Below are 20070 nucleotides of genomic sequence, written 5' to 3' on the forward strand. Positions count from 1 at the left end.
CAGCTGCGCCTTCCGAAAAGGAAACCTAGCGGAATTCGATCACCGCATCGCGGCGCAGGTCGCGCAGGTAGCGACGGGCGCGAAGGTTGACGCGCTCCTCGCTCAGCTGGTTGAAGACCTGATCGAAGGTCGGAGCGGTGGGATCGGCTTCGTCGCGGCCGCAGATGACCAGTGTTCGAACGCCTTCTTCGATCGATCCGAACGGGCGCGTCGCCTGACCGACCTGCAGCGGTAACATGATTTCCTGCAGTGCCTGCGGAAGCTCGCGAAGGCGGACGCCTTCGTTGGCTACGACTTCGCCGTTGAACTCGGCGGCAATCCGCTCTGCGCCGCCGCACCCGCCGACGTTGCGGGCAGCCTCGGCGAACTTCGCAACGCGGGCTTCGGCCTGTGGGCGCGAAGTGCCGGGTGGGAACGCGATCGACACCTGCTTCAGGCTCAAGACCGCATTTCGCGGATCGGCCGAAAGGATCTTGCGGGCATCCTGCACCGCGAGAATCGAGACGCCGCCCGGGACGGAGATGGGCGAGCTGATCTGGCCCGGCCCCATGGTTCGCAGAACGCCGCCGAGCTGGTCCGGAAGTTGCTCAGGACGGACCCAGCCGAGGTCGCCGCCGACCGCGGCGGTCGAAGCTTCGGAATATTGCCGCGCATAGCCCGGGAACGACGCGCCCTGCCGAAGCTGGGCGATGATCTGATTGGCGTTGGCGATCGTCTGCTGCATCTTGTCGGGTGTCGAGGACAGGAAGATCTCGCCGACGCGATATTCCTCGGTGCCCTTGGATGCGTTAAGTCGCTCGAGCACCGCCTTCACCTCGTCGTCGCCGACGCTGACGGTATTTTCGATCTTCTGCTGCTGCAGGCGGCGCCAGGCCGTCTCACCCTCGATCTGCCGGCGGAGGGTCCGGATCGAAGACCCGTTCGCCTTGAGGTAGGTGGTTAGCTGATCGGGATTCATCTTCACGCTGGACGCGACGCGCTCAAGTGTGCGGGCGATGTCCTTGTCCGTGACGGTGATCTCCGCCTGCTTGGCGGCCTGGATCTGAAGGCTTTCGTCAATCAGGTTGCGCAGGACCTGCTGGCGAAGCTCCTCGACCTGATCGTTCGGAACTTTGCCGCTATTGGCGATGACGAGCAGCGCCAGACGCTGATCGACGTCTGTCTGGGTGATCACCTCGCCATTGACGATCGCCGTGGCCTTGATGACCGACGGCATGGCCTGGCCGAAGATCTGGGGGTTGTCGGGAGCTTCAGCGCAATTGCGCTGTTTCCGCCTGCGGGCTGCTGGTCTGCCGCATCCTGGGCCGCTGCCGTGGTCGCCACGGCCAGCACAAGGGCCGCCGCTGCAAAACGAGCGCGGACGGGCAAAAAATCGAATGCTGCTGGCAAGTCTGGAAATCCCTTGTTGTTCAATCCATTGGGCGAATGCCGTTTACGCGTGCCCGCTGAACGCAGGCTTAGCGGCCGAGACCTTTGAAGGACACTCGGAATGAGAATGTGCTGCCTTCATTGAACCCGCCCACACGCTCATAGTCCCGGCGCCACGAGACGCCAAGAGCAATGCAGTCGTCTTCGTAGTCGATGCTCAGGCGATGGCGGACTGGCTCGTATCCGTCGGAAACTGACAAGGGGTCTTCGGCCTTGCCCGTGAGATCGAGAACCGTCGCTCCGAAGATCGACCAGTACTTCGCGAACTTGATGCGAGCCGCCGCGCGAAGCTCTTCCTTGTCGCGAAGATCCTCGATCGCTTCGTCGATGTCGCGGTTGAGACGGAGGTAGCCGATCTGCGCATAGGTTTCCTCGCCGCCGACGGTCAGGTCGAGCTCGTTGCGACGAACCGCGAAATTCTCCTTGTCGAGGCGATAACGATGCGTGAGGTCGATGAAGCGGCCGAAGCGGATCCGGGTTCTGCCAACGATGTCGGACACCCGATCGGAAAGCCCGGTCCCGTCCGGGAAGATATTCTCCCGCTTGGATATGCGGTAGCTCTGACCGATCGTCGATACGATCGACAGGTTCGGGCGGTCGTAGGACCAGTCCAGCCCGTAAGTGATGCGCGAACCGTCTTCCCAGCGATCGTATCCGGGGAAGCGATTAAGCGCGAAGAGGTTGCTGTCCTCGAGATCGACTGCGCGGGCGTCCTCATTGGGAATATCGAGGTTCGGCGTGGCGGGGGTGAAGACGAGTTGGACGCGCGGCGTGAGCCGCTGGGAACCGCCGAAGAGCGGACCGACGAACGGCCATTTCACGTCGGTTGCGAGGGCACCGATGCCGCGGGTGTGCCAACCATCGACGCCGCGATAAAGCGGTACGAGAGTGCTTGCAGCATTGCTCGTGTGGTAGACGTCGCCGCGCGCATAGGCCGTAAAGACGACCTCCTGGCCCCAGTTCGTCAGCTTGCGAATGTCCCACCGCGCGCTTGCAAAGGCCCGCTGCGTGTCCTGACCTTCGATGCGGGTGATGGCGAGGCTGTTCGCCTGCAGCTCGATGACACCGCCAAGAGCCGGCGGGTCAATGCGGAAGCGGGCGTCGATCGCCGGAAGGGCAATGGGATGCGCTTCTGCACGTCGTCGACCCGCAGCCCCTGAAAAGCCCAGCCGGCAATCGAGATGTAGCTGTTGGGATCGATCCGTTCGGCGTTGATGAAGCTGCGTAGACGGTCGTCTTGGGTAATGTCGTAGCGCCGCGTCACAGTCTTGTCGGTCGCGATCCGCGTCGAGCCTGTGATGCTCCAGAGTGGATTGAGCTGGAACCTGCCGTTGGCATCGAAATAGCCCCGGATGCCCTTTTCGCCGGTCTCCTGCGGTTCGCCGAGAGCCGTCAGCTCCTCGATGCGGCCATAGGTGAGGAACCCGCCGATCTGGAACGCGCCAAGGCTGTTCAGCTCGCGGTAGCGCGCTTCGATGGCGGGTAGCTTCTTCGTGTAGACATGCGGCGTCAGCGTCAGGTCGCGGTTCGGACCAAGCCTTTTGTAATAAGGCAGGGCAACTTCGAAGCCGCGGCCGTGCGAGATGCTGATATCCGGCACCAGGAACCCGCTTACGCCCCGCCCGCACCGCCCGTTGCCAGACTGAAGATCGGCAGAAGTGGCAGCTGCATGCCGAAGATCTGCATGCGCCCGCCCTTGAAGTGCACACGCTGCGAAGTTGGATCGTAGGTGACGCGGGTCGCGGTGATGGCCCAGCTCGGATTGCGCGGGCATCCGCTTTCGGTGGTGACCGGGCAGGGGGAATAGATCGCGTTGTCGAGGATGGTCAGGTCACCGGAACGGCGGCCCTTGGTCGCAGCGAGACGCCCGCCGCTCTCCAGGACGATCAGCAGGTTGTCGATCGTGCCATCCTTCAGCGTATCGGTGAGGACGACGTTCTCGCCGATAAACTTGTCGCCCTGCGGGTTCATGGCGACGACATTCCCGATTGCCCGAACCTCGCCAGACTTGCGGTTCCAGACGATCTGGTCGGCCGCGACATAATTGCCGTCCCGCTGCATACGGACGGAGCCGGTCGCGGTGACGATGTCCTGACTGTTGTCGTAGGTGACCTGGTCGGAGCTGAATTCGATGATGTCTTCAGCGTCTGCCGCAGGCGTGGCGGGCGTCTGTAATGCCGACGCCGCAGGCTCGGACGCGGTGTCAGGCGCCTGGGCGAAGGCGGCCGTCGAGGCGAATGTCAGAGGGAGCGCGGTCCACCAGGCAAATCGACTACGCAAAATTGATCCCGCCCATTCACCCTGGCTGCAAGCTGGCCCAGCCTATTGCACCTTGGCTGGCACTCCACAATCCGCCTTGCATGAGGGCCCTTTGCTATTGCGGCAGGCGGGTCTTAAGAGACGCCGCACATATTCAAGACCCTTTGCCTTCAGGATTTCTCCTTGATGAAGATACGTTTCGCCGACAGCCGCCCGACGGGTGATTTCGCGTTGGTTCTGCCCGCCGGCGGAAAGAACAGGATTGCGCTGGACAGTCTGGGGAAGGCTCGTGCCGAGGTCGACGCTGCCCTGAAACGACAGCGGTTCGAGGGCGACTCCGGGAGCGCGGCGGAGCTGTTCGTGCCTGCCGACGGCGGAGTTCGACGTTTGGTCGTGGTCGGAACGGGTGACGGGACCAGCCCGCAAGACGCCGCGGAGAAGCTGGGTGGGGCTCTTGTCGCCAGGCTGCTGACCTCAGGCGAGACCCATGCCGTGCTCGACGTGACCGGCCTGAAGTACGACGCGGACGCTGCCGCGAAGGTTGCTTTTGCCGCAACCCTCCGAGGTTGGCGCTACGATCGGTATCGCACGAAGCTGAAGGACAAGCAGAAGCCGACCCTCAAGGAGCTGACGATCGTTGGGGCGCCGGCTGAAGCCGAAGGTGTCTGGAAGAAACGCTGGCAGCCGGTTGCCGAGGGTGTCTCGCTTACGCGTGAGCTGGTGACCGAGCCGGCCAACATCATCTATCCGGAGACCTTTGTGGACCGGGCGCAGGCCGCGCTGTCCGGGACGGGAGTCGAAGTCGAAGTCCTCGACGGCAAGGCGATGAAGAAGCTCGGAATGGGCGCGCTGCTTGGCGTCGCCCAGGGCTCGGTCCGCGAACCCCGCATGCTCGTCATGCGCTGGAACGGCGGCAAGGCAGGAGAAGCGCCGGTCGCCTTCGTCGGCAAGGGCGTGACGTTCGATACCGGCGGCATATCGATCAAGCCGGCTGCCGGCATGGAAGCCATGAAGTGGGACATGGGCGGCGCCGGCGCGGTCACTGGCGCGATGGTCGCGCTCGCCAAGCGGAAGGCGAAGGCAAACGTCGTTGGGATCTGCGGGCTCGTCGAAAACATGCCCGATGGGAATGCCCAGCGTCCTGGTGACGTGGTAACCAGCATGTCGGGCCAGACGATCGAGGTGATCAACACCGACGCCGAAGGCCGCCTCGTGCTCGCGGACGCGATCACCTACGTGCAGCGCAACTACAAGCCGAAGCTGATCGTCGACCTCGCGACGCTGACCGGAGCCATCCTCATTAGCCTCGGCCACGAGTACGGTGGCCTGTTCACCACGGACGACGACCTCGCGGCGAAGTTACTCGATGCAGGGCAGTCTTCCGGGACAAATTGTGGCGCCAGCCCATGGGGGACTCGTTCGACAAGCTGATCGATTCTCCCATAGCCGACATGAAGAATGTCGGGCCGCGCGAGGGTGGATCAATCACCGCGGCACAGTTCATTCTCCGCTTCGTCGAGAGTGGAACGCCCTGGGCGCATCTCGACATCGCCGGCATGGCCTGGTCCGACAAGCCGACCAGCACCTACGAAAAGGGTGCGACCGGCTATGGGGTCCGCCTGCTCGACCGCTTCATCGAAGCGTCGGTGGAGGGGCGCTGAAGCGCTGAATGCAGATCGATTTCTACCAGCTCGGACGAACGCCGCTCGAGCAGGTGATTGCAAGCATCTCGCAGCGCCTGCTCGCCGACGGAAAACGGCTGCTGATCGTCGCTGACGATGAGGGTCTTCTCGGAAAGCTTGACCGCATGCTGTGGGACCAGGGGCCTGCAAGCTTTATTCCGCATGCGCCCTCGGGAGGAAGCGACGATGCACGCCAGCCGATTTTGCTCTCCGCGAGCACCGATGCGCCGAACATCGCCCGCAATCTGCTGATCGCAGACGGGCAATGGCGCGAAGCTGCGCTGACGTTCGATCGCGCGTTCTACCTGTTCGATGCAGCGACGCTCGAGGGCGCGCGGCTGGCGTGGAAGCTCTTAGCCGGGCGGGACGGGGTGGATCGCCGCTACTGGGCACAGGACGAAGGCGGTAAATGGGTGGAGAAGGGCTGAGTCTTGCCGTTCGGTCCGCGCCCCGCTAGGCGCTGCGACCAATCCCAACCCATTGTTTCAGGAGACCGCACGGCCATGGCCGCCACGCGCACCTTTTCGATCATCAAGCCCGACGCCACCCGCCGCAACCTGACGGGCGCAGTCACCAAGAAGCTTGAAGATGCCGGCCTTCGCGTCGTCGCTTCCAAGCGGATCCATATGACTCGCGACCAGGCCGAAGGCTTCTACGCGGTCCACCGCGAGCGTCCGTTCTTCAATGACCTCTGCACCTTCATGACGTCGGGTCCGGTCGTCGTTCAGGTCCTCGAGGGTGAGAACGCCGTCCTCCGCAACCGTGAAGTGATGGGCGCCACGAACCCAACTGACGCTGCCGAAGGCACGATCCGCAAGGAGTTCGCCGAATCGATCGAGGCGAACTCGGTCCACGGTTCGGATAGCGATGAGAACGCCAAGATCGAGATCGATTACTTCTTCACGCCGGAAGAAATCGTCGGCTGATCAAAAGATCGGGCTCAGCATCGCCACGCTGTTCTGCCAGAACCGGGCCGGTAGGCTGAAGCTTTCTACGTCTGCCATCGTCACCGGGTCCGATTGGGCGAGGAATTCGTCCTGTCGGGCCCGGATGACGCCGGCAAATTTCTTGTCCGAAAACAGGATGTTGTTCTCGAAATTGAGCTCGAAGCTGCGGCGGTCGAGATTGGCCGAGCCGATCAAGCCAATTTTCCTGTCCGCCACCATCGTCTTGGCGTGAAGCAGGCCACATCGATATTCGTACAGCTTCACGCCGGCCTTGATCAGGTCTGCGTAATAACTTCGGCTTGTCGCCTGGACCACGCGGCTGTCGTTGCGCTTCGGCAAGATGAAGATCACCTTTACGCCCCGCCTGGCCGCTGACAACAAGGAGGACAGCACCTGATCATCGGGCACGAAATAGGGTGTCGTGACGACCAACTCTTGGCGCGCTGAGTGAATTAGCTCGGCAAAGCAGGACGGCATTGCGTCATATCGCACCGTCGGTCCCGTGCCGACGACCTGGGCTATGATTGTGCCTGTCGGGTGCTCGACGGGCGCGGACAGGAGGGCGCTGATGTCATCGCCGCCATCGCCCATCCAGTCGGAGACGAAGAGATATTGGCAGTGATGGACGACCTGCCCCTGCCACCGGGTCATGATGTCCACCCAGGGCGCGTAGTGCGGCTTCACGCGAAACTCCGGATCGGCAACATTCTGGCTTCCGCACCAGGCGATCCGGTTGTCGATGATGAGCATCTTGCGGTGGTTGCGCAGGTCGACCCGGCCGCGAAGAATGGTCCACAGTGGGTTTCCGACAGGGAGCGCTACTCGTGCTTCGACGCCGCCGTCGGCGAGATCCGACCAGTTGCTGGACCGGATAAAATGCCTTGAACCGAGCGCATCGGCGAGCGCGCGGACCTTAACTCCGCGCCTAGCCGCACGGATCAACGCGTCCTTGACCTTCGTACCGTTGTGATCGGCGAGCCAGATGTATGCCAGCAGGTGCACCGTCTGTACGGCGGCGTCGATGTCGCGGACCATTTCTTCGATCGCCACGTTGCTGTCTGCCGCGAGTGTGGCGCTGTTGCCGCTCGTCGTTTCCAGGCCGTTGACGCTTTCGCCAAGATCGAATGGCGCTCGGTAGAAGCCCTTGGCGACTTCGCGGACAGCGTCATCCTCGCCTGCAGGCCTGGGGAGTGCTGCCTCGATTGCCCGCCCTTGTCTCGTCGGCCGAGGCTGATCCGGACTTCGCCCAGCAGAAGGTAAGCAACCATGCCGATAATCGGCGCGACCACGATGACCACGGCCCAAGCCAGTCTCGACGACGGGTCGCGATGGGGCGAAGAATCGCCCGGATGAGCACAGCGATCTGTGCCACCGAAACCAGCAGCCCGGCGGCAATGATATAGAATGGCTGCATGGCTGCTAATGCCGCACATGCGTGGGCGTCTGTCCAGTCTTTCTAGGCGCGGGCGATCCCGGTTAACCGAAGCGAGCGGCCGCCGAACAGTCCGCCGCCTTCCCAGCGATAAGTGATGACGTAGCTGCTCTTGGCCGACTTGTCGGCTCCCGCCTCTATGTATCGTGCGGCGATCTGGGCGCGCACGCGCTGGGTCCCTTTTTCATCGCTGTCCGTTTTGGCTAATGCGGCCATGAGGGCGCTTGCCTCAAGCTCGCCATCGCTGCCGACTTCGATGGCGGTACCTCCCGAGGGAGTGATCGTGAGCGATTGCAGGGCATGGCCGGCCTCAACCGGCGTGATTGTCAGCGACCGACCGTCATCCTCAGCCTTTCCTCGCAAGGCGAGCGGTATGGACTGCTGCTTTTCGATGATCGTCGTGGTCGGCGGCATTTCGTCCGCCCCTTGCCAGCTAAGCCAGACACCCGCGGCGGAGACGATCAGGGCGGCAATGGCGATGGCTTCGCCAAGGGTGATCCAGCGAAGGCGCGACTTGCGCCTGGCGTCTTCGGATTGTGATTCGCTCATCGACCGCCTGCTTCCAGTAACCTCCTCGGCGCTGCAAGCTCCCAACTGCTCGCGATGCGGTCGGCAACGTGATCCCAATCGACCTCGCCGGCGACGTTGACCGAAACCCAGCCTGACGGATGGAGATAGGCCGGCTTCGAATAGGTTTTGGGGTCGGCTTCAAGAAGAGTTGCTTGCTCATCGAGCCCACTGGTCCGGACACAGACGACCGTCTTGCCGTCACCATGATGGTTGTCGCGAAATTGAGCGAACTGCTTTCCGGCCACGAAGAACGTCGCTTGTCCGTGAGATTTACGTTCCTCAGTCTCCGGCAGCTCCAGGGCCGTCCTTCGAACGAAATTGAGGGCGTCAGTCATCGCCTCACGAACTCCCGCAGAATCCGAGGGTAAAGTTCATGCTCCGCCGCGAGCACTCGATTTTCAAGGGTCGCAGGTGTGTCGCCGCTCTCGATCGCAACCTCCGCCTGCCCCAGCACTTCGCCTGCATCGAGAACTTCGGTTACTACGTGCACTGAACAGCCGCTCACTCGATCGCCCGCTTCGATGGCACGCGCATGGGTGTCCAATCCTCGATATTTCGGCAGCAGCGACGGGTGAATGTTGAGGATGCGTCCCGCCACTGGTCGATGAACCACGGCGAAAGGATACGCATGAAGCCTGCGAGAGCCACCGTTCCAATGCGATGATCGTCGAGCGCGGCGCTCAAGGTCCGGTCGAACTCTTCCTTCTCGACTCCCTTGCTGTCCCAGGTCCAAGTGGAGAGCCCTTGTTCTCGCGCCCAATCGAGGCCGGGCGCCTGCGGCTTGTTCGATGCGACCAGTGCGATCTCGTAGCCCTTCGCCTGTTCGACCAGAGCCCGCAAATTGCTTCCGCGTCCGGAGATGAGAACGCCGACGCGGCGCGGGTCACGCATTATGGGCTGCGGTCCAGGCACGATTCGGGCCGTGGACCGTGCATCCCGCGGACCGTTTTCGATGCGACCGATGCGGAAGACCGCTTCGCCCGCTGCCTCGAGCCGCGATGCAACGGCGTCTGCCTGACCGGCGCTCACAACGGCAATCATGCCAATGCCGCAGTTGAACGTCCGCACCATCTCCTGGGGTTCGATGCTTCCCCATCCTGAAGCAGCCGGAATAGCGACGGCAGCTCCCAAGAGCCGGCATCGACGTAAGCGTGGGCATTTGACGGAAGGACTCTCGGGGTGTTCTCAAGCAGTCCGCCACCGGTGATGTGAGCTAACCCGTTGACCAGCCCTTCCTGCACCAGGGGCAGCAGCGACCTCACGTAGATGCGGGTTGGCTCGAGCAGCTGGTCTGCCAGCGTGCTGCCACCGGCAGATGGGTACGTCTCGGCGATGTTCCATCCGCGATCGGAAATGATCCGCCGAACCAGCGAGAAGCCGTTGCTGTGGACGCCGGAGCTGGCGAGGCCGAGAATGACGTCACCCGGACCGATGTTGGCTCCCGTCAGCACCTTGTCGCGGTTCACCGCGCCAACGCAGAAACCTGCGAGGTCGTAGTCTCCCTCGGAGTACATGCCCGGCATTTCGGCGGTCTCGCCGCCAATCAGCGCGCAGCCGGCCTGCCTGCAGCCTTCTGCGATCGAGGCTACAACCTCGGCGGCGACGGCCGGGTCGAGCTTTCCGGTCGCGTAATAGTCGAGGAAGAAGAGCGGCTCTGCGCCCTGCACGATCAGGTCGTTGGCGCACATTGCGACGAGGTCGATGCCCACACCGTCATGCTTGCCCGCCTCGATCGCCAGCTTGAGCTTTGTCCCGACGCCGTCGTTGGCGGCGACTAGCAGAGGATCGCTGTAGCCCGCAGCCTTGAGGTCGAAGAACCCACCGAATCCGCCAGCTCCGCGTCGGCTCCTGGACGAGCCGTCGAACGGGCCAGCGGCCGATCGTTTTGACGAGCGCATTTCCGGCGTCGATGGACACTCCGGCGTCGGCATAGGTGAGCGGCTTTTGAGACATCAGCCGCCGCCTAGCCACAAGCCGCTTGGATTTCCACGCCGTTATCGTCAAAAGGCACCGCGAATGTTCCGCCGCCGCTTCGTTGCCCTCCTGATCTCGCTGTGCGCTCTCGTCGGGATTTCCGGCGTGCTCTACGCGCAGATGGAAAGTGGCGACCGCGGAATCCCTCCAGTCGACAGTTCGGGAACGCTCGAAATCACCGGAGTTCACGTCGACGTTTCGGGCAAGGACGGCCAGTCCGCGCGGTACGAGGGTTGGCGGGTCGCCCAGCGGCAGGGCTTCAAGGCGTTTTGGGCTAAAACTCACAACCGCCCGATTTCCGAGGCTCCAACGGTACCCGACTCGACGCTGGACGACCTTGTCAGCTCGATCGTTGTGGAGCGAGAGCAGATCGGGCCCAATCGCTACATCGCCGATTTAGGCATTCAGTTCGACCGGGCGCGATCCGCGGAATTGTTGGGCGTAGGTGGGGACGTTCGCCGATCCGTGCCGATGCTGCTGATCCCGGTGCTCGTGACCGGGGCACCGCGACGACGGTCGAGCTTCGCAATCCGTGGCAGCGCGCCTGGGCCGAGTTCAGAACGGCTCAGAGCCCGATCGACTATGTCCGCGTGAGCGGGCAGGGCATCGACCCGCTGCTGGTCAATGCCGCCCAAGTCGATCGTCCCGGCCGGGCTGGTGGCGCAACTTGATCGATCTCTATGGGCGGCCGACATTCTCGTTGCCCAAGTTCAGATTCAGCGCGCCTACCCGGTGGTCCGGCCTTCGCTCGTTTCACGGGCTATCACGGCCCCGACAAGCAGCCGGTGGTGACTTTCACGATTACTGCACCGGCTGGCGCAGGCACGCTGCAGATCATGCGGGCAGGCGTTCAGCGAATGGACGGTTTGTTCGCCGATGCGCTGGCCAGCGGCAGGCTGGTCCGCGACCGCACCCTCGACATTCCCGAGCCCCCGCCGCCGCCGGTCGTGGAGGAAGCGCCGGTTCAGCAGGCACAGCCGTGGGCGTATCAGATCCAGATCGTTTCGCCTGATGTGAACATCTACAATTTCGCGATGGCCCACCTGCGCACGTCGCCGGGCGTCGACCAGGTCGTGCCGGTCAGCATCAACCCCGGCGGTGTCAGCTACGTGAACGTAACCTACCGTGGCGGAAACATTGCAAACTTGCGGACCTCGCTCGGATCGCGCGGTTGGAACGTCGAGCAGAACGGTTTCGTGTTGAGGATGTCGACGGGGTCTGCCGGGCCTCCGCCGCTCCCCCACCGGTGCCGCCCAAGCCGCAGCCGGCCCGCCGCAGCCGCAGCCCGCCACTCCACCCGCTCCCCAGGGTCAGGCGCCGAGAGGCAACGAATGAAAAGGGGGCGGACCAGATCGCGCTTCCGCTCGACTGGCCGCAGACGGAAGGTGAAACCCGGTTCATCGTCTCTGACGCCAACCGCGAGGCGTTCGAACATTTCCGCAAATGGAGCATGTGGCCGGTGAAGGCGACCGTCCTGACCGGGCCGCGCCGTTCGGGTCGCACCCTGCTGGCGAGAACCTTCGCCGAACGGGTTCACGGCCGCGTGATCGACCAGGCCGACAGCCACGATGAGGAAGAGGTCTTTCACGCCTGGAACGATGCGCAGGACACAGGCCATCCGGTGATCCTGGTCGCGAATTCGGCGCCGCCCGCATGGTCGCCGGCGCTGCCGGACTTGCGGACTCGACTTGCGATCACGCCTGTGGCGACGATCAACCAGCCGGACGACAAGCTGTTCGAAGCGCTGATCCAGCTTTTGTTCGCCGACCGGGGCTTCACGTGCCGCTGGAGGCACTTCGTTTCATGACCGAGCGGTTGAATCGCGAATATTGGACGGCGGAGAGGGCTGTCGAGGAAGTCGATCGCTACGCGATTGCGGAGCGGGCGCGAGTCACCATGCCAACCATCCGCCGGGCGTTGTCACAGGCGAGGATGATCGGCGACGCCGCCTAGACGCAGTCGAGCCGCTCGATCTTGTTGTTGGCGTCGAGATGGACCGTCAGCCGGTCTTCCCGGAAGTCCATTGTCAGCATCGACCCCTTTGGTGCCCAGCGAAGCACCTTCGCTCCCGACTCGCGGACAAGCTCTGCCGCGGTGTCCGATGTCGCGTCGCGGCCGACGAACGCGCCCAACTTGTCAGTACTGCACTTTCCCGAACTCGGCGCGGCATCATTGGCGTTCGCGGTGGCACAGGCGCCGAGCGCCAAAGCGACCAGGACGATTGCGCTACGCATCAACGGACTCCTTCTCCAGCCTGCTCATCTTTAGCTTGCCGTGCTCGATGGCGAAAGCGAGCCGGCCCTCGACAAGGTCAAGCGCATCCCTGCCGAATTCTTCGAAACGCCAACCATCGAGGATGTTCAGGCCAGACCGCACGCCCGCGGCCAAAGCTTCGAGATCGTCCGACCGCGCAATCAGCCGAGGGGCGACACCGGCTTCCTTGGAACGGATCTTGAGAAGGAGCTTGAGAAGATCGCTGACGAGCGCGGCGTCCTTGGTCAGACCCGGGCGGCGGGGTTCGCGATCCGGCAATTCGTCCTGCTCCAGCGGCCTGGAAGTTTCCAGCGCCCCATCAGGCGGGCACCGATGTCGTTTGTTCTCCACCCGGCGGAGAGGCCACGAACCCTGCCAAGATCGTCCTGTGTCTTGGGGGGGTGAGCGGCAAGCTCGCCCAGGGTGTCATCCTTGACGATCCGTCCGCGCGGGATGTTCTTGGTCCGCGCTTCGACCTCTCGCCATCCGGCAAGGGCCTTGAGGCGGCCGAGAACCGCGGGATTGCGGCTGGGCAGCTTCAGCCGCTTCCAGGCATCCTCGGGCTCGAAGGCGAAGCTGGAAGGGTTCGCGAGCCGCTCCATTTCCTCGTCGAGCCACCCACCGCGCCCGGTTTTCTTCAAACGGTTGAGGAGTTTGGGGAAAACGGTCGCGAGATGCGTGACGTCGGCGATGGCGTAATCGATCTGCCTCTTGTCGAGCGGCCGCCGACTCCAGTCCGTGAATCGGGCGCCCTTGTCGATGCTGTGGCCAAGCATCGATTCAATCAGGTTCGAATAGCCGACCTGCTCTCCATGCCCGAGCGCCATCGCCGCGATCTGCGTGTCAAACAGCGGCACGGGCGTCTTGTCGGTCAGATTGTAGATGATTTCCAGGTCTTGGCCGCCGGCGTGAAAGACCTTCAAGACGTCGTGATTGTCGACCAGCAGCGACAGCAGTGGGCCCAAGTCGATATCGGCCTTCGGATCGATCGCCGCCGCTTCCTCAGGGCTTGCGATCTGGATCAGGCAAAGATCCGGCCAATAGGTATTCTCGCGCATGAACTCGGTGTCCACGGCGACGAAAGGATGCTTGGCGAGGCGGTCTACAAGGGTAGCCAAGTCCTCGGACTTGGTAATCAGTGGGTGTATGTGCATGAGTCTCAGGCGGCCTTAGCGACCTGCCGTCGGGTTGACAAAAGGCTTTGCGCCAGTGAGTGCCGCCCCGAATTTCCGAACATCGCTATCGACAGGCAAATGCACCCTTATCGCACTCATAATTGCGGCCAGCTCCGCGCTTCCGACGTAGGCTCGTCCGTCCGCATCTCCGGCTGGATTCATCGCAAGCGGGATCACGGGGCGTCCTGTTCATCGATCTCCGCGATCATTTCGGTATCACGCAGGTCGTTGCTGCCGCGGGAAGCCCGATGCTGGAGCAGCTCGATGCACTGCGGGCCGAATCGGTCGTGTCGATCACCGGCGACGTCGTCGCTCGCGGCGCCGAGGTCGTGAACAAGAAGCTGCCGACCGGCGAAATCGAGGTCGTCGCTCGGGAAGTCGTGGTTCAGTCTGCCGCGGCCGAGTTGCCGATGCCGGTTGCCGGAGAGCAGGACTATCCTGAGGATATCCGCCTCAAGTACCGCTATCTCGACCTTCGCCGTGAGCAGGTTCACGCGAACATCATGCTCCGCTCGGCAGTGATCAGCTCGATCCGCCGTCGCATGATCGACCAGGGCTTCACCGAGTTCCAGACGCCGATCCTGACCGCCAGCTCGCCGGAAGGTGCTCGCGACTATCTCGTCCCGAGCCGCGTCCATCCGGGCAAGTTCTACGCGCTCCCGCAAGCGCCGCAGATGTTCAAACAGCTGATCATGGTCGCGGGCTTCGACCGCTATTTCCAGATCGCGCCCTGCTTCCGCGACGAGGACGCCCGCGCTGACCGTTCCCCGGGCGAGTTCTATCAGCTCGATTTCGAGATGAGCTTCGTCACTCAGGACGACGTGTTCAATGCGATCGAGCCGGTGCTGTCGGGCGTATTCGAGGAATTCGCCGACGGTCGCTCGGTCACTCCGGCGGGCGAATATGTTCGCATCCCGTATAAGGAAGCGCTGCTAAAGTACGGAAGCGACAAGCCGGACCTTCGTAATCCGCTGCTGATCACTGACGTTTCGGATCACTTCAAGGGCTCCGGCTTCGGCCTGTTCGCTGGCCTCGTCGAAAAGGGTGCCGTCGTGCGTGCAGTTGCCGCGCCGGGCACCGCAGAAAAGAGCCGCAAGTTCTTCGACGACATGAACGAATGGGCTCGCAGCGAAGGCTACGCCGGTCTCGGCTACGCAACCCGCAAGGGCGGTGAGTGGGGTGGCCCGATCGCCAAGAACCACGGCGAAGAGGGCATGAACCGCATCGCCGAAGCCATGGCTCTTGGCCCGGACGACGGCATCTTCTTTGCCGCCGGCAAGGAAGCGGAAGCGGCCAAGCTTGCGGGTGCAGCTCGTACGCGCGTCGGCGAGCAGCTCGACCTGATCGAGAAGGATTCGTTCCGCTTCTGCTGGATCGTCGACTTTCCGATGTTCGAGTACAATGACGAGCAGAAGAAAATCGACTTCTCGCATAACCCATTCTCGATGCCGCAGGGCGAGATGGAGGCGCTGGAGACCAAGGATCCGCTCGATATTCTCGCCTGGCAGTACGACATCGTCTGCAATGGGGTGGAGCTGAGCTCAGGCGCGATCCGGAACCACCGTCCGGACATCATGTACAAGGCGTTCGAAATCGCCGGCTATTCCAAGGACGAGGTCGACACGAACTTTGCGGGCATGATCAACGCCTTCAAGTTCGGCGCACCGCCGCACGGCGGTTCGGCCCCGGGCATTGACCGCATTGTCATGCTGCTGGCCGACGAGCCGAACATTCGCGAGGTCATCCTCTTCCCGATGAATCAGAAAGCGGAAGATCTGATGATGAACGCTCCTGCGACAGTCATGCCGAAGCAGCTCAAGGAACTTCACATCAGGGTCGTCGAGCACAATTGACGGGCCTTTCTCGATGCTTCGTGATTGTCACGAGGCTTCCACAAAAGCACGGTACGCGTCGACGAAATGCAATTGAGGGCAACAACCTAGCTGCCTAGACCGCAACCCGTGCACGCGATTCGTAAGCGTATCCTGCTGGCTGTGCCGGTTGCCTTCGCCCTTCTGGCCGGCTGTTCGCAATCCGATGCCCAGAACCAGCAAAAGGGCCGACGCAAGTCGGCTTCGTGGTAGTGCAGCGGACGGCGGTGCCGCTGCAGAGCCAGCTTGGTGGACGCACCGTGGCCTTTGAGAGCTCCGAAGTTCGTCCCCAGGTCAACGGCGTCATCCGTCGCCGCTACTTCACCGAGGGCTCTTACGTTCGTCAGGGCCAGCCGCTCTACCAAATCGATCCGAGCCTCTATCGCGCGGCCGTCAACCAGGCGCAGGCGAATGTTGCAGCCGCCCGCGCTACTCTCGACGCCGCCCAGGTGCGAGCGAACCGGTACAAGCCTCTTGCCGAGATGGAGGCCATCTCGAAGCAGGACTATACCGATGCAGCGGCTCAGGCTCGCCAGGCGCGAGCTTCGGTCGCACAGAACAGCGCCGCGCTGGACACCGCCCGCATCAACTTGCGCTACACCAGCATCCCGGCGCCGATCAGCGGTCGCATCGGACGCTCCCTTTCAACTGTCGGCGCGTTGGTGACGGCCAACCAGGCCGACCCATTAGCGGTCATCCAGCGCCTCGACCCGATGTACGTCGATATCCAGCAGTCGAGCGCCGATCTGACCAAGCTCAAGCGGGCGCTGTCCTCCGGCGGAGTTGCTCCGGGTAGCACACAGGTCCGCCTGAAACTCGAGGACGGTACCGACTACGGCTACACCGGCACCGTTGAATTCTCCGAAGTCATGGTGAACGAAAGCACGGGCACCGTGACCCTTCGGGCGCGTTTTCCCAATCCGCAGGGTGTCCTGCTACCGGGATGTTCGTCCAGGCGCTCTTCACACAAGCGGTGGATCCCAGCGTCTTCCTCGTGCCGCAGGCAGCGCTTCAGCGGGACATCGGTGGCGACGCCTTCGTCTTCATCGTCGGCGCCGGCAACAAGGCGGAACGCCGCAAGGTCACGGCCGAGAGAACCTTCGGCGAGAACTGGGTCGTGTCGTCGGGTCTCAATCCGGGCGACAAGATCATCACCCAGGGCACGGCAAATCTGCGGTCTGGCGCTGCGCTGAAGCCGGTCCCGGCCGATACGAAGCAAAAGATCGATCCCGGGAAGCCGGGCGCAGGGGCGAACGGTCAAGGCCGGCGAGGCGGATAGCCTTTGTCGCGCATCTTCATCGATCGTCCGATCTTCGCGTGGGTCCTCGCGATCGTGGTCACGCTTGCGGGGGTCGCGTCGATTTTCGGCCTGCCGATCCAGCAGTACCCGGACATCGCTCCGCCGCAGGTCAACATCCGTGCGAGCTATCCTGGTGCGTCGGCGGAGACGATCGAGAACAGCGTCACCCAGATCATCGAGCAACAGCTAACCGGCATTGACGGGCTACTTTATTTCACGTCGACATCCAGCTCGCGCGGGCAGGTCAACATCTCGGTGGTCTTCGAGAAGGGCACCAATCCCGACACAGCGCAGGTCCAGGTTCAGAACCAGGTCCAGCAAGCTATCTCGCGGCTTTCGGCACAGGTTCAGCAGCAGGGTGTCAGGGTCACCAAGTCGAACCCCGACTTCCTGCTGATCGTCGCGCTATATGACGAGACCGACCAGCGCACGAACATGGACGTGTCGGACTATCTCTCGTCCTATTTGCAGGATCCGCTCTCGCGTATTCCAGGCGTCGGCGACGTGAACGTGTTTGGCGCGCCTCACGCGATGCGCATCTGGCTCAATCCCCAGCGCCTGGCGGCGTTCTCGCTCATGCCGGGTGACGTGGTCTCGGCGATCCAGGCGCAGAACACCGAAGTGGCCGCCGGCGAGGTTGGCGGGCTGCCATCTCCTCAAGAACAGATGCTCAACGCCACAGTGACGGCGCAGTCGAAGTTACAGACCGTCGAGCAGTTCCAGGACATCATCCTCAAGACCGACCCGAGCGGGGCGACCGTTCGCCTCGGCGACGTGGCGCGGATCGAACTTGGCGCTGAGAATTACGCGGCAGTAGTCCGCGTGAATCGCCATCCGGGTGCGGGCATCGCAATCTCCCTGGCTCCCGGCGCCGACGCGCTCGAAACGGCCGACCTCGTCAAGGCACGCGTCGAACAGCTTTCCGAGAATTTCCCTGAGGGCCTCAAGCTCGCCTACGCCAACGACACGACCAACTTCATCAAGCTGTCGGTCGACGAAGTCGTGAAGACGCTGATTGAGGCGATCATCCTCGTCATCCTCGTCATCTTCATCTTCCTGCAGAACTGGCGCGCTCTCCTGGTGCCCGCGATCGCCATTCCGGTGGTGCTCATGGGTACGTTCGCCGTCTTTTACATGACAGGCTTCACGATCAACACGATGACGTTGTTCGGGCTGACGTTGGCGGTCGGCCTGCTCGTCGACGACGCTATCGTGGTGGTCGAGAACGTCGAGAGACTTCTGGACGAAAATCCGGGTATGACGCCGCGCGAAGCGACCATCGAGTCCATGAAGGAAATCCAGGTTGCACTGATTGCGATCGCGATGGTCCTGTCCGCCGTGTTCCTCCCTATGGCGTTCTTCGGCGGGTCGACCGGCGTTATCTACCAGCAATTCTCGCTGACCATCATCTCCGCAATGGTCCTGTCAGTGCTGGTGGCTTTGATCTTCAGTCCGGCGCTGACGTCAACGTTGCTCCGACAACGTTCCGAGGAGGAGGGCGAAGGACCGAGCTGGCTCGACCGCGCATTCCCGCAAGTCGGTTCGTTTCTAACCTCCGCGCGGAACGGCTTCAACACCCGCTTCGATCGGATGGTCGTCAGCTATCGCGGCGCAATTGTGCGGGTGATCGATCGCAAGTGGCTGTTCCTCGCGATCTACGGCGTGATCGTGGCTCTCCTGATCGTCATGTTTTACCGCTTGCCGACAGGTTTCCTCCCCAATGAGGACCAGGGCGCCGCCAGTCTTCAGGTTCGCCTGCCACCAGGCGCAACCCAAAACCGGACGCTAGAGGTTCTCCGTGGCGTGGAGGACTATCTGTACGGCCATGAGGCCAAGAACATGCAGACCCTGTTCACCGTGGCCGGAGGCGGCGGCGGTGGTGGTGCGGTCGGACAGAATACGGGCCAGGGCTTCCTCAACCTCGCACCCTGGGACGAGCGCCACGGCAAGGAAAATACCGCCGATGCGGTCGTCGAGCGCGCGCAAGGTGCATTTCGCGGATTCCGCGATGCTCAGGTTTTCGCTTTGGTTCCCGGCGCGATCCGTGGCCTCGGACAGTCCAGCGGCTTCACGATGGAGCTCCAGAACCGGAGCGGCATGAGCCGCGAGCAGTTCCTTGCCGCTCGCGACCGGCTCCTTCAGGAAGCCAATTCCAATCCCAAGCTGGCGTCGGTCAGGCTCAGCGACCTTCCTGACGTCGCGACCTACAAGATCGACGTCGATCAGCAGAAGCTGACGGCCCTCGGGCTCAATCAGACGGACATCAACAATACGTTGTCGACGGCCTGGGGTGGTCGGTACGTCAACGACTTCATCGACAAGGGCCGCGTGAAGCGCGTCTACGTTCAGGGCGACGCTTCATACCGGTCGGACCCGTCGAGCCTTGGGCAGTGGTACATTCGCTCGAATAGCGGCGAGATGGCGCCATTCTCATCGTTCGCCGCCGCGGGTGGGATACGGCGCCGAGCAGCTTGACGCGCTTTCAAGGCGTTCCCGCAGCGGAATTCCAGGGACAGCCAGCGCCGGGCGTCAGTTCGGGCGAGGCGATGGACGAGATGGAGCGTCTGGCCGACGCGATACCAGGCACCAGCGTGGCCTGGTCCGGCCAGTCCTATCAAGAGCGGCTGTCGTCGGGGCAGGCACCCTTGCTTTATGCCGTGTCGCTGCTGGTGGTCTTCCTGTGCCTCGCCGCGCTTTACGAAAGCTGGTCGATTCCCCTGGCGGTCCTGCTCGTCATTCCCCTGGGCCTGGTTGGGGCGATCTTCGCGGTGACGCTTCGGGGATTGGAGAACGACGTTTACCTGCAGATTGGATTGCTCACGACGATGGGCCTGGCGGCGAAGAACGCGATCCTGATGATCGAGTTCGCCGAGCAGGGCGAAAAAAAGGGCATGCGGGTCATCGACGCCGCGCTCGAGGCAGCACGAATCCGCCTTCGCCCGATCCTGATGACGAGCTTCTCCTTCATCTTCGGAGTCATGCCCTTGGCCTTGTCGACCGGCGCCGGCGCGAACAGCCGCATTGCGATCGGGACGTCGGTGATCGGCGGAATGCTGACGGCAACCATCCTCGCCATCTTCTACATCCCGCTCTTCTTCGTGCTGGTGCGGCGCGGAGTGCGTGATGGGCTTGCGGCCGTCCGCGAGCGGATGAGCCATCGGAAGGATTCACTGGCTTGA

Annotated in this window: 12 protein-coding genes and 8 pseudogenes; 10 read left to right on the forward strand and 10 right to left on the reverse strand. The window is 62.8% G+C overall.

What is annotated here, in order from left to right; translation table 11 throughout:
* Positions 1-25: 25 nt before the first annotated feature.
* Positions 26-1216, reverse strand: a complete 1191-nt coding sequence (locus tag H9L15_RS09620; RefSeq protein ID WP_223276138.1) for a peptidylprolyl isomerase — start codon at positions 1214-1216, stop codon at positions 26-28.
* 241 nt (positions 1217-1457) lie between these two features.
* Positions 1458-3708, reverse strand: a pseudogene (locus H9L15_RS09625) (LPS-assembly protein LptD).
* A 165-nt stretch (positions 3709-3873) separates the two neighbouring features.
* On the opposite strand from H9L15_RS09625, the pseudogene H9L15_RS09630 reads away from it, so the two are divergent.
* From H9L15_RS09630 to ndk, 3 genes and pseudogenes are all read left to right on the forward strand, one after another.
* Positions 3874-5348 (forward strand): annotated as a pseudogene (locus H9L15_RS09630) (leucyl aminopeptidase).
* Between the two features lie 8 nt (positions 5349-5356).
* Positions 5357-5797, forward strand: coding sequence for a DNA polymerase III subunit chi (locus H9L15_RS09635; protein ID WP_187713947.1), 441 nt, complete (start codon positions 5357-5359; stop codon positions 5795-5797).
* 75 nt (positions 5798-5872) lie between these two features.
* Entirely contained in the window at positions 5873-6295 is a 423-nt protein-coding gene (ndk, locus tag H9L15_RS09640) for a nucleoside-diphosphate kinase (protein WP_187713948.1), read from the forward strand.
* Here ndk and cls read toward each other — a convergent pair whose 3' ends face one another.
* The 6 genes and pseudogenes from cls to purM all read right to left on the reverse strand — a co-directional run bounded on the left by cls (position 6296) and on the right by purM (position 10271).
* Positions 6296-7351: a cardiolipin synthase gene (cls, locus tag H9L15_RS09645; RefSeq protein ID WP_398286933.1), complete on the reverse strand. Its 1056-nt coding sequence runs from the start codon at positions 7349-7351 to the stop codon at positions 6296-6298.
* The gene (locus H9L15_RS20375; RefSeq protein WP_223276142.1) at positions 7255-7749 is read right to left on the reverse strand and encodes a PLD nuclease N-terminal domain-containing protein; all 495 of its coding nucleotides are present in this window, start codon (positions 7747-7749) and stop codon (positions 7255-7257) included. Before H9L15_RS20375 ends, cls begins: the two co-directional genes overlap by 97 nt.
* A gap of 23 nt (positions 7750-7772) precedes the next feature.
* Positions 7773-8297: a hypothetical protein gene (locus tag H9L15_RS09650; protein WP_187713949.1), complete on the reverse strand. Its 525-nt coding sequence runs from the start codon at positions 8295-8297 to the stop codon at positions 7773-7775.
* Positions 8294-8653, reverse strand: a complete 360-nt coding sequence (locus H9L15_RS09655) for an MmcQ/YjbR family DNA-binding protein (RefSeq protein WP_187713950.1) — start codon at positions 8651-8653, stop codon at positions 8294-8296. Before H9L15_RS09655 ends, H9L15_RS09650 begins: the two co-directional genes overlap by 4 nt.
* Positions 8650-9209, reverse strand: a pseudogene (purN, locus tag H9L15_RS09660) (phosphoribosylglycinamide formyltransferase). The gene H9L15_RS09655 and the pseudogene purN overlap by 4 nt, the downstream one beginning before the upstream one ends.
* Positions 9202-10271: pseudogene (purM, locus tag H9L15_RS09665) on the reverse strand (phosphoribosylformylglycinamidine cyclo-ligase). Before purM ends, purN begins: the two co-directional pseudogenes overlap by 8 nt.
* A 63-nt stretch (positions 10272-10334) precedes the next feature.
* Between purM and H9L15_RS09670 the strand changes: the two are divergent.
* The 4 genes from H9L15_RS09670 to H9L15_RS09685 all read left to right on the forward strand — a co-directional run bounded on the left by H9L15_RS09670 (position 10335) and on the right by H9L15_RS09685 (position 12245).
* Entirely contained in the window at positions 10335-10886 is a 552-nt protein-coding gene (locus H9L15_RS09670) for a hypothetical protein (RefSeq protein WP_187713951.1), read from the forward strand.
* A gap of 194 nt (positions 10887-11080) precedes the next feature.
* Positions 11081-11755 (forward strand): hypothetical protein, encoded by a 675-nt coding sequence (locus tag H9L15_RS09675; protein WP_187713952.1) that lies wholly within the window; start codon positions 11081-11083, stop codon positions 11753-11755.
* Entirely contained in the window at positions 11752-12099 is a 348-nt protein-coding gene (locus H9L15_RS09680) for a P-loop NTPase family protein (RefSeq protein ID WP_187713953.1), read from the forward strand. The genes H9L15_RS09675 and H9L15_RS09680 overlap by 4 nt, the downstream gene beginning before the upstream one ends.
* Complete coding sequence (locus tag H9L15_RS09685; protein WP_187713954.1) at positions 12096-12245, forward strand: hypothetical protein; 150 nt, start codon at positions 12096-12098, stop codon at positions 12243-12245. The genes H9L15_RS09680 and H9L15_RS09685 overlap by 4 nt, the downstream gene beginning before the upstream one ends.
* Here the strand turns inward: H9L15_RS09685 and H9L15_RS09690 are convergent.
* The gene (locus H9L15_RS09690) at positions 12242-12526 is read right to left on the reverse strand and encodes an I78 family peptidase inhibitor (protein ID WP_187713955.1); all 285 of its coding nucleotides are present in this window, start codon (positions 12524-12526) and stop codon (positions 12242-12244) included. The two genes, H9L15_RS09685 and H9L15_RS09690, sit on opposite strands and share 4 nt — an antisense overlap.
* A pseudogene (gene rnd, locus H9L15_RS09695) lies at positions 12519-13699 on the reverse strand (ribonuclease D). The gene H9L15_RS09690 and the pseudogene rnd overlap by 8 nt, the downstream one beginning before the upstream one ends.
* Positions 13700-13798: 99 nt before the next feature.
* Between rnd and aspS the strand changes: the two are divergent.
* From aspS to H9L15_RS09710, 3 pseudogenes are all read left to right on the forward strand, one after another.
* Positions 13799-15573 (forward strand): annotated as a pseudogene (aspS, locus tag H9L15_RS09700) (aspartate--tRNA ligase).
* Between the two features lie 162 nt (positions 15574-15735).
* Positions 15736-16870, forward strand: a pseudogene (locus H9L15_RS09705) (efflux RND transporter periplasmic adaptor subunit).
* 3 nt (positions 16871-16873) lie between these two features.
* A pseudogene (locus tag H9L15_RS09710) lies at positions 16874-20070 on the forward strand (efflux RND transporter permease subunit).

Origin of the sequence: Sphingomonas daechungensis (genome assembly GCF_014489495.1) — a bacterium.
Classification (GTDB): domain Bacteria; phylum Pseudomonadota; class Alphaproteobacteria; order Sphingomonadales; family Sphingomonadaceae; genus Sphingomicrobium; species Sphingomicrobium daechungense.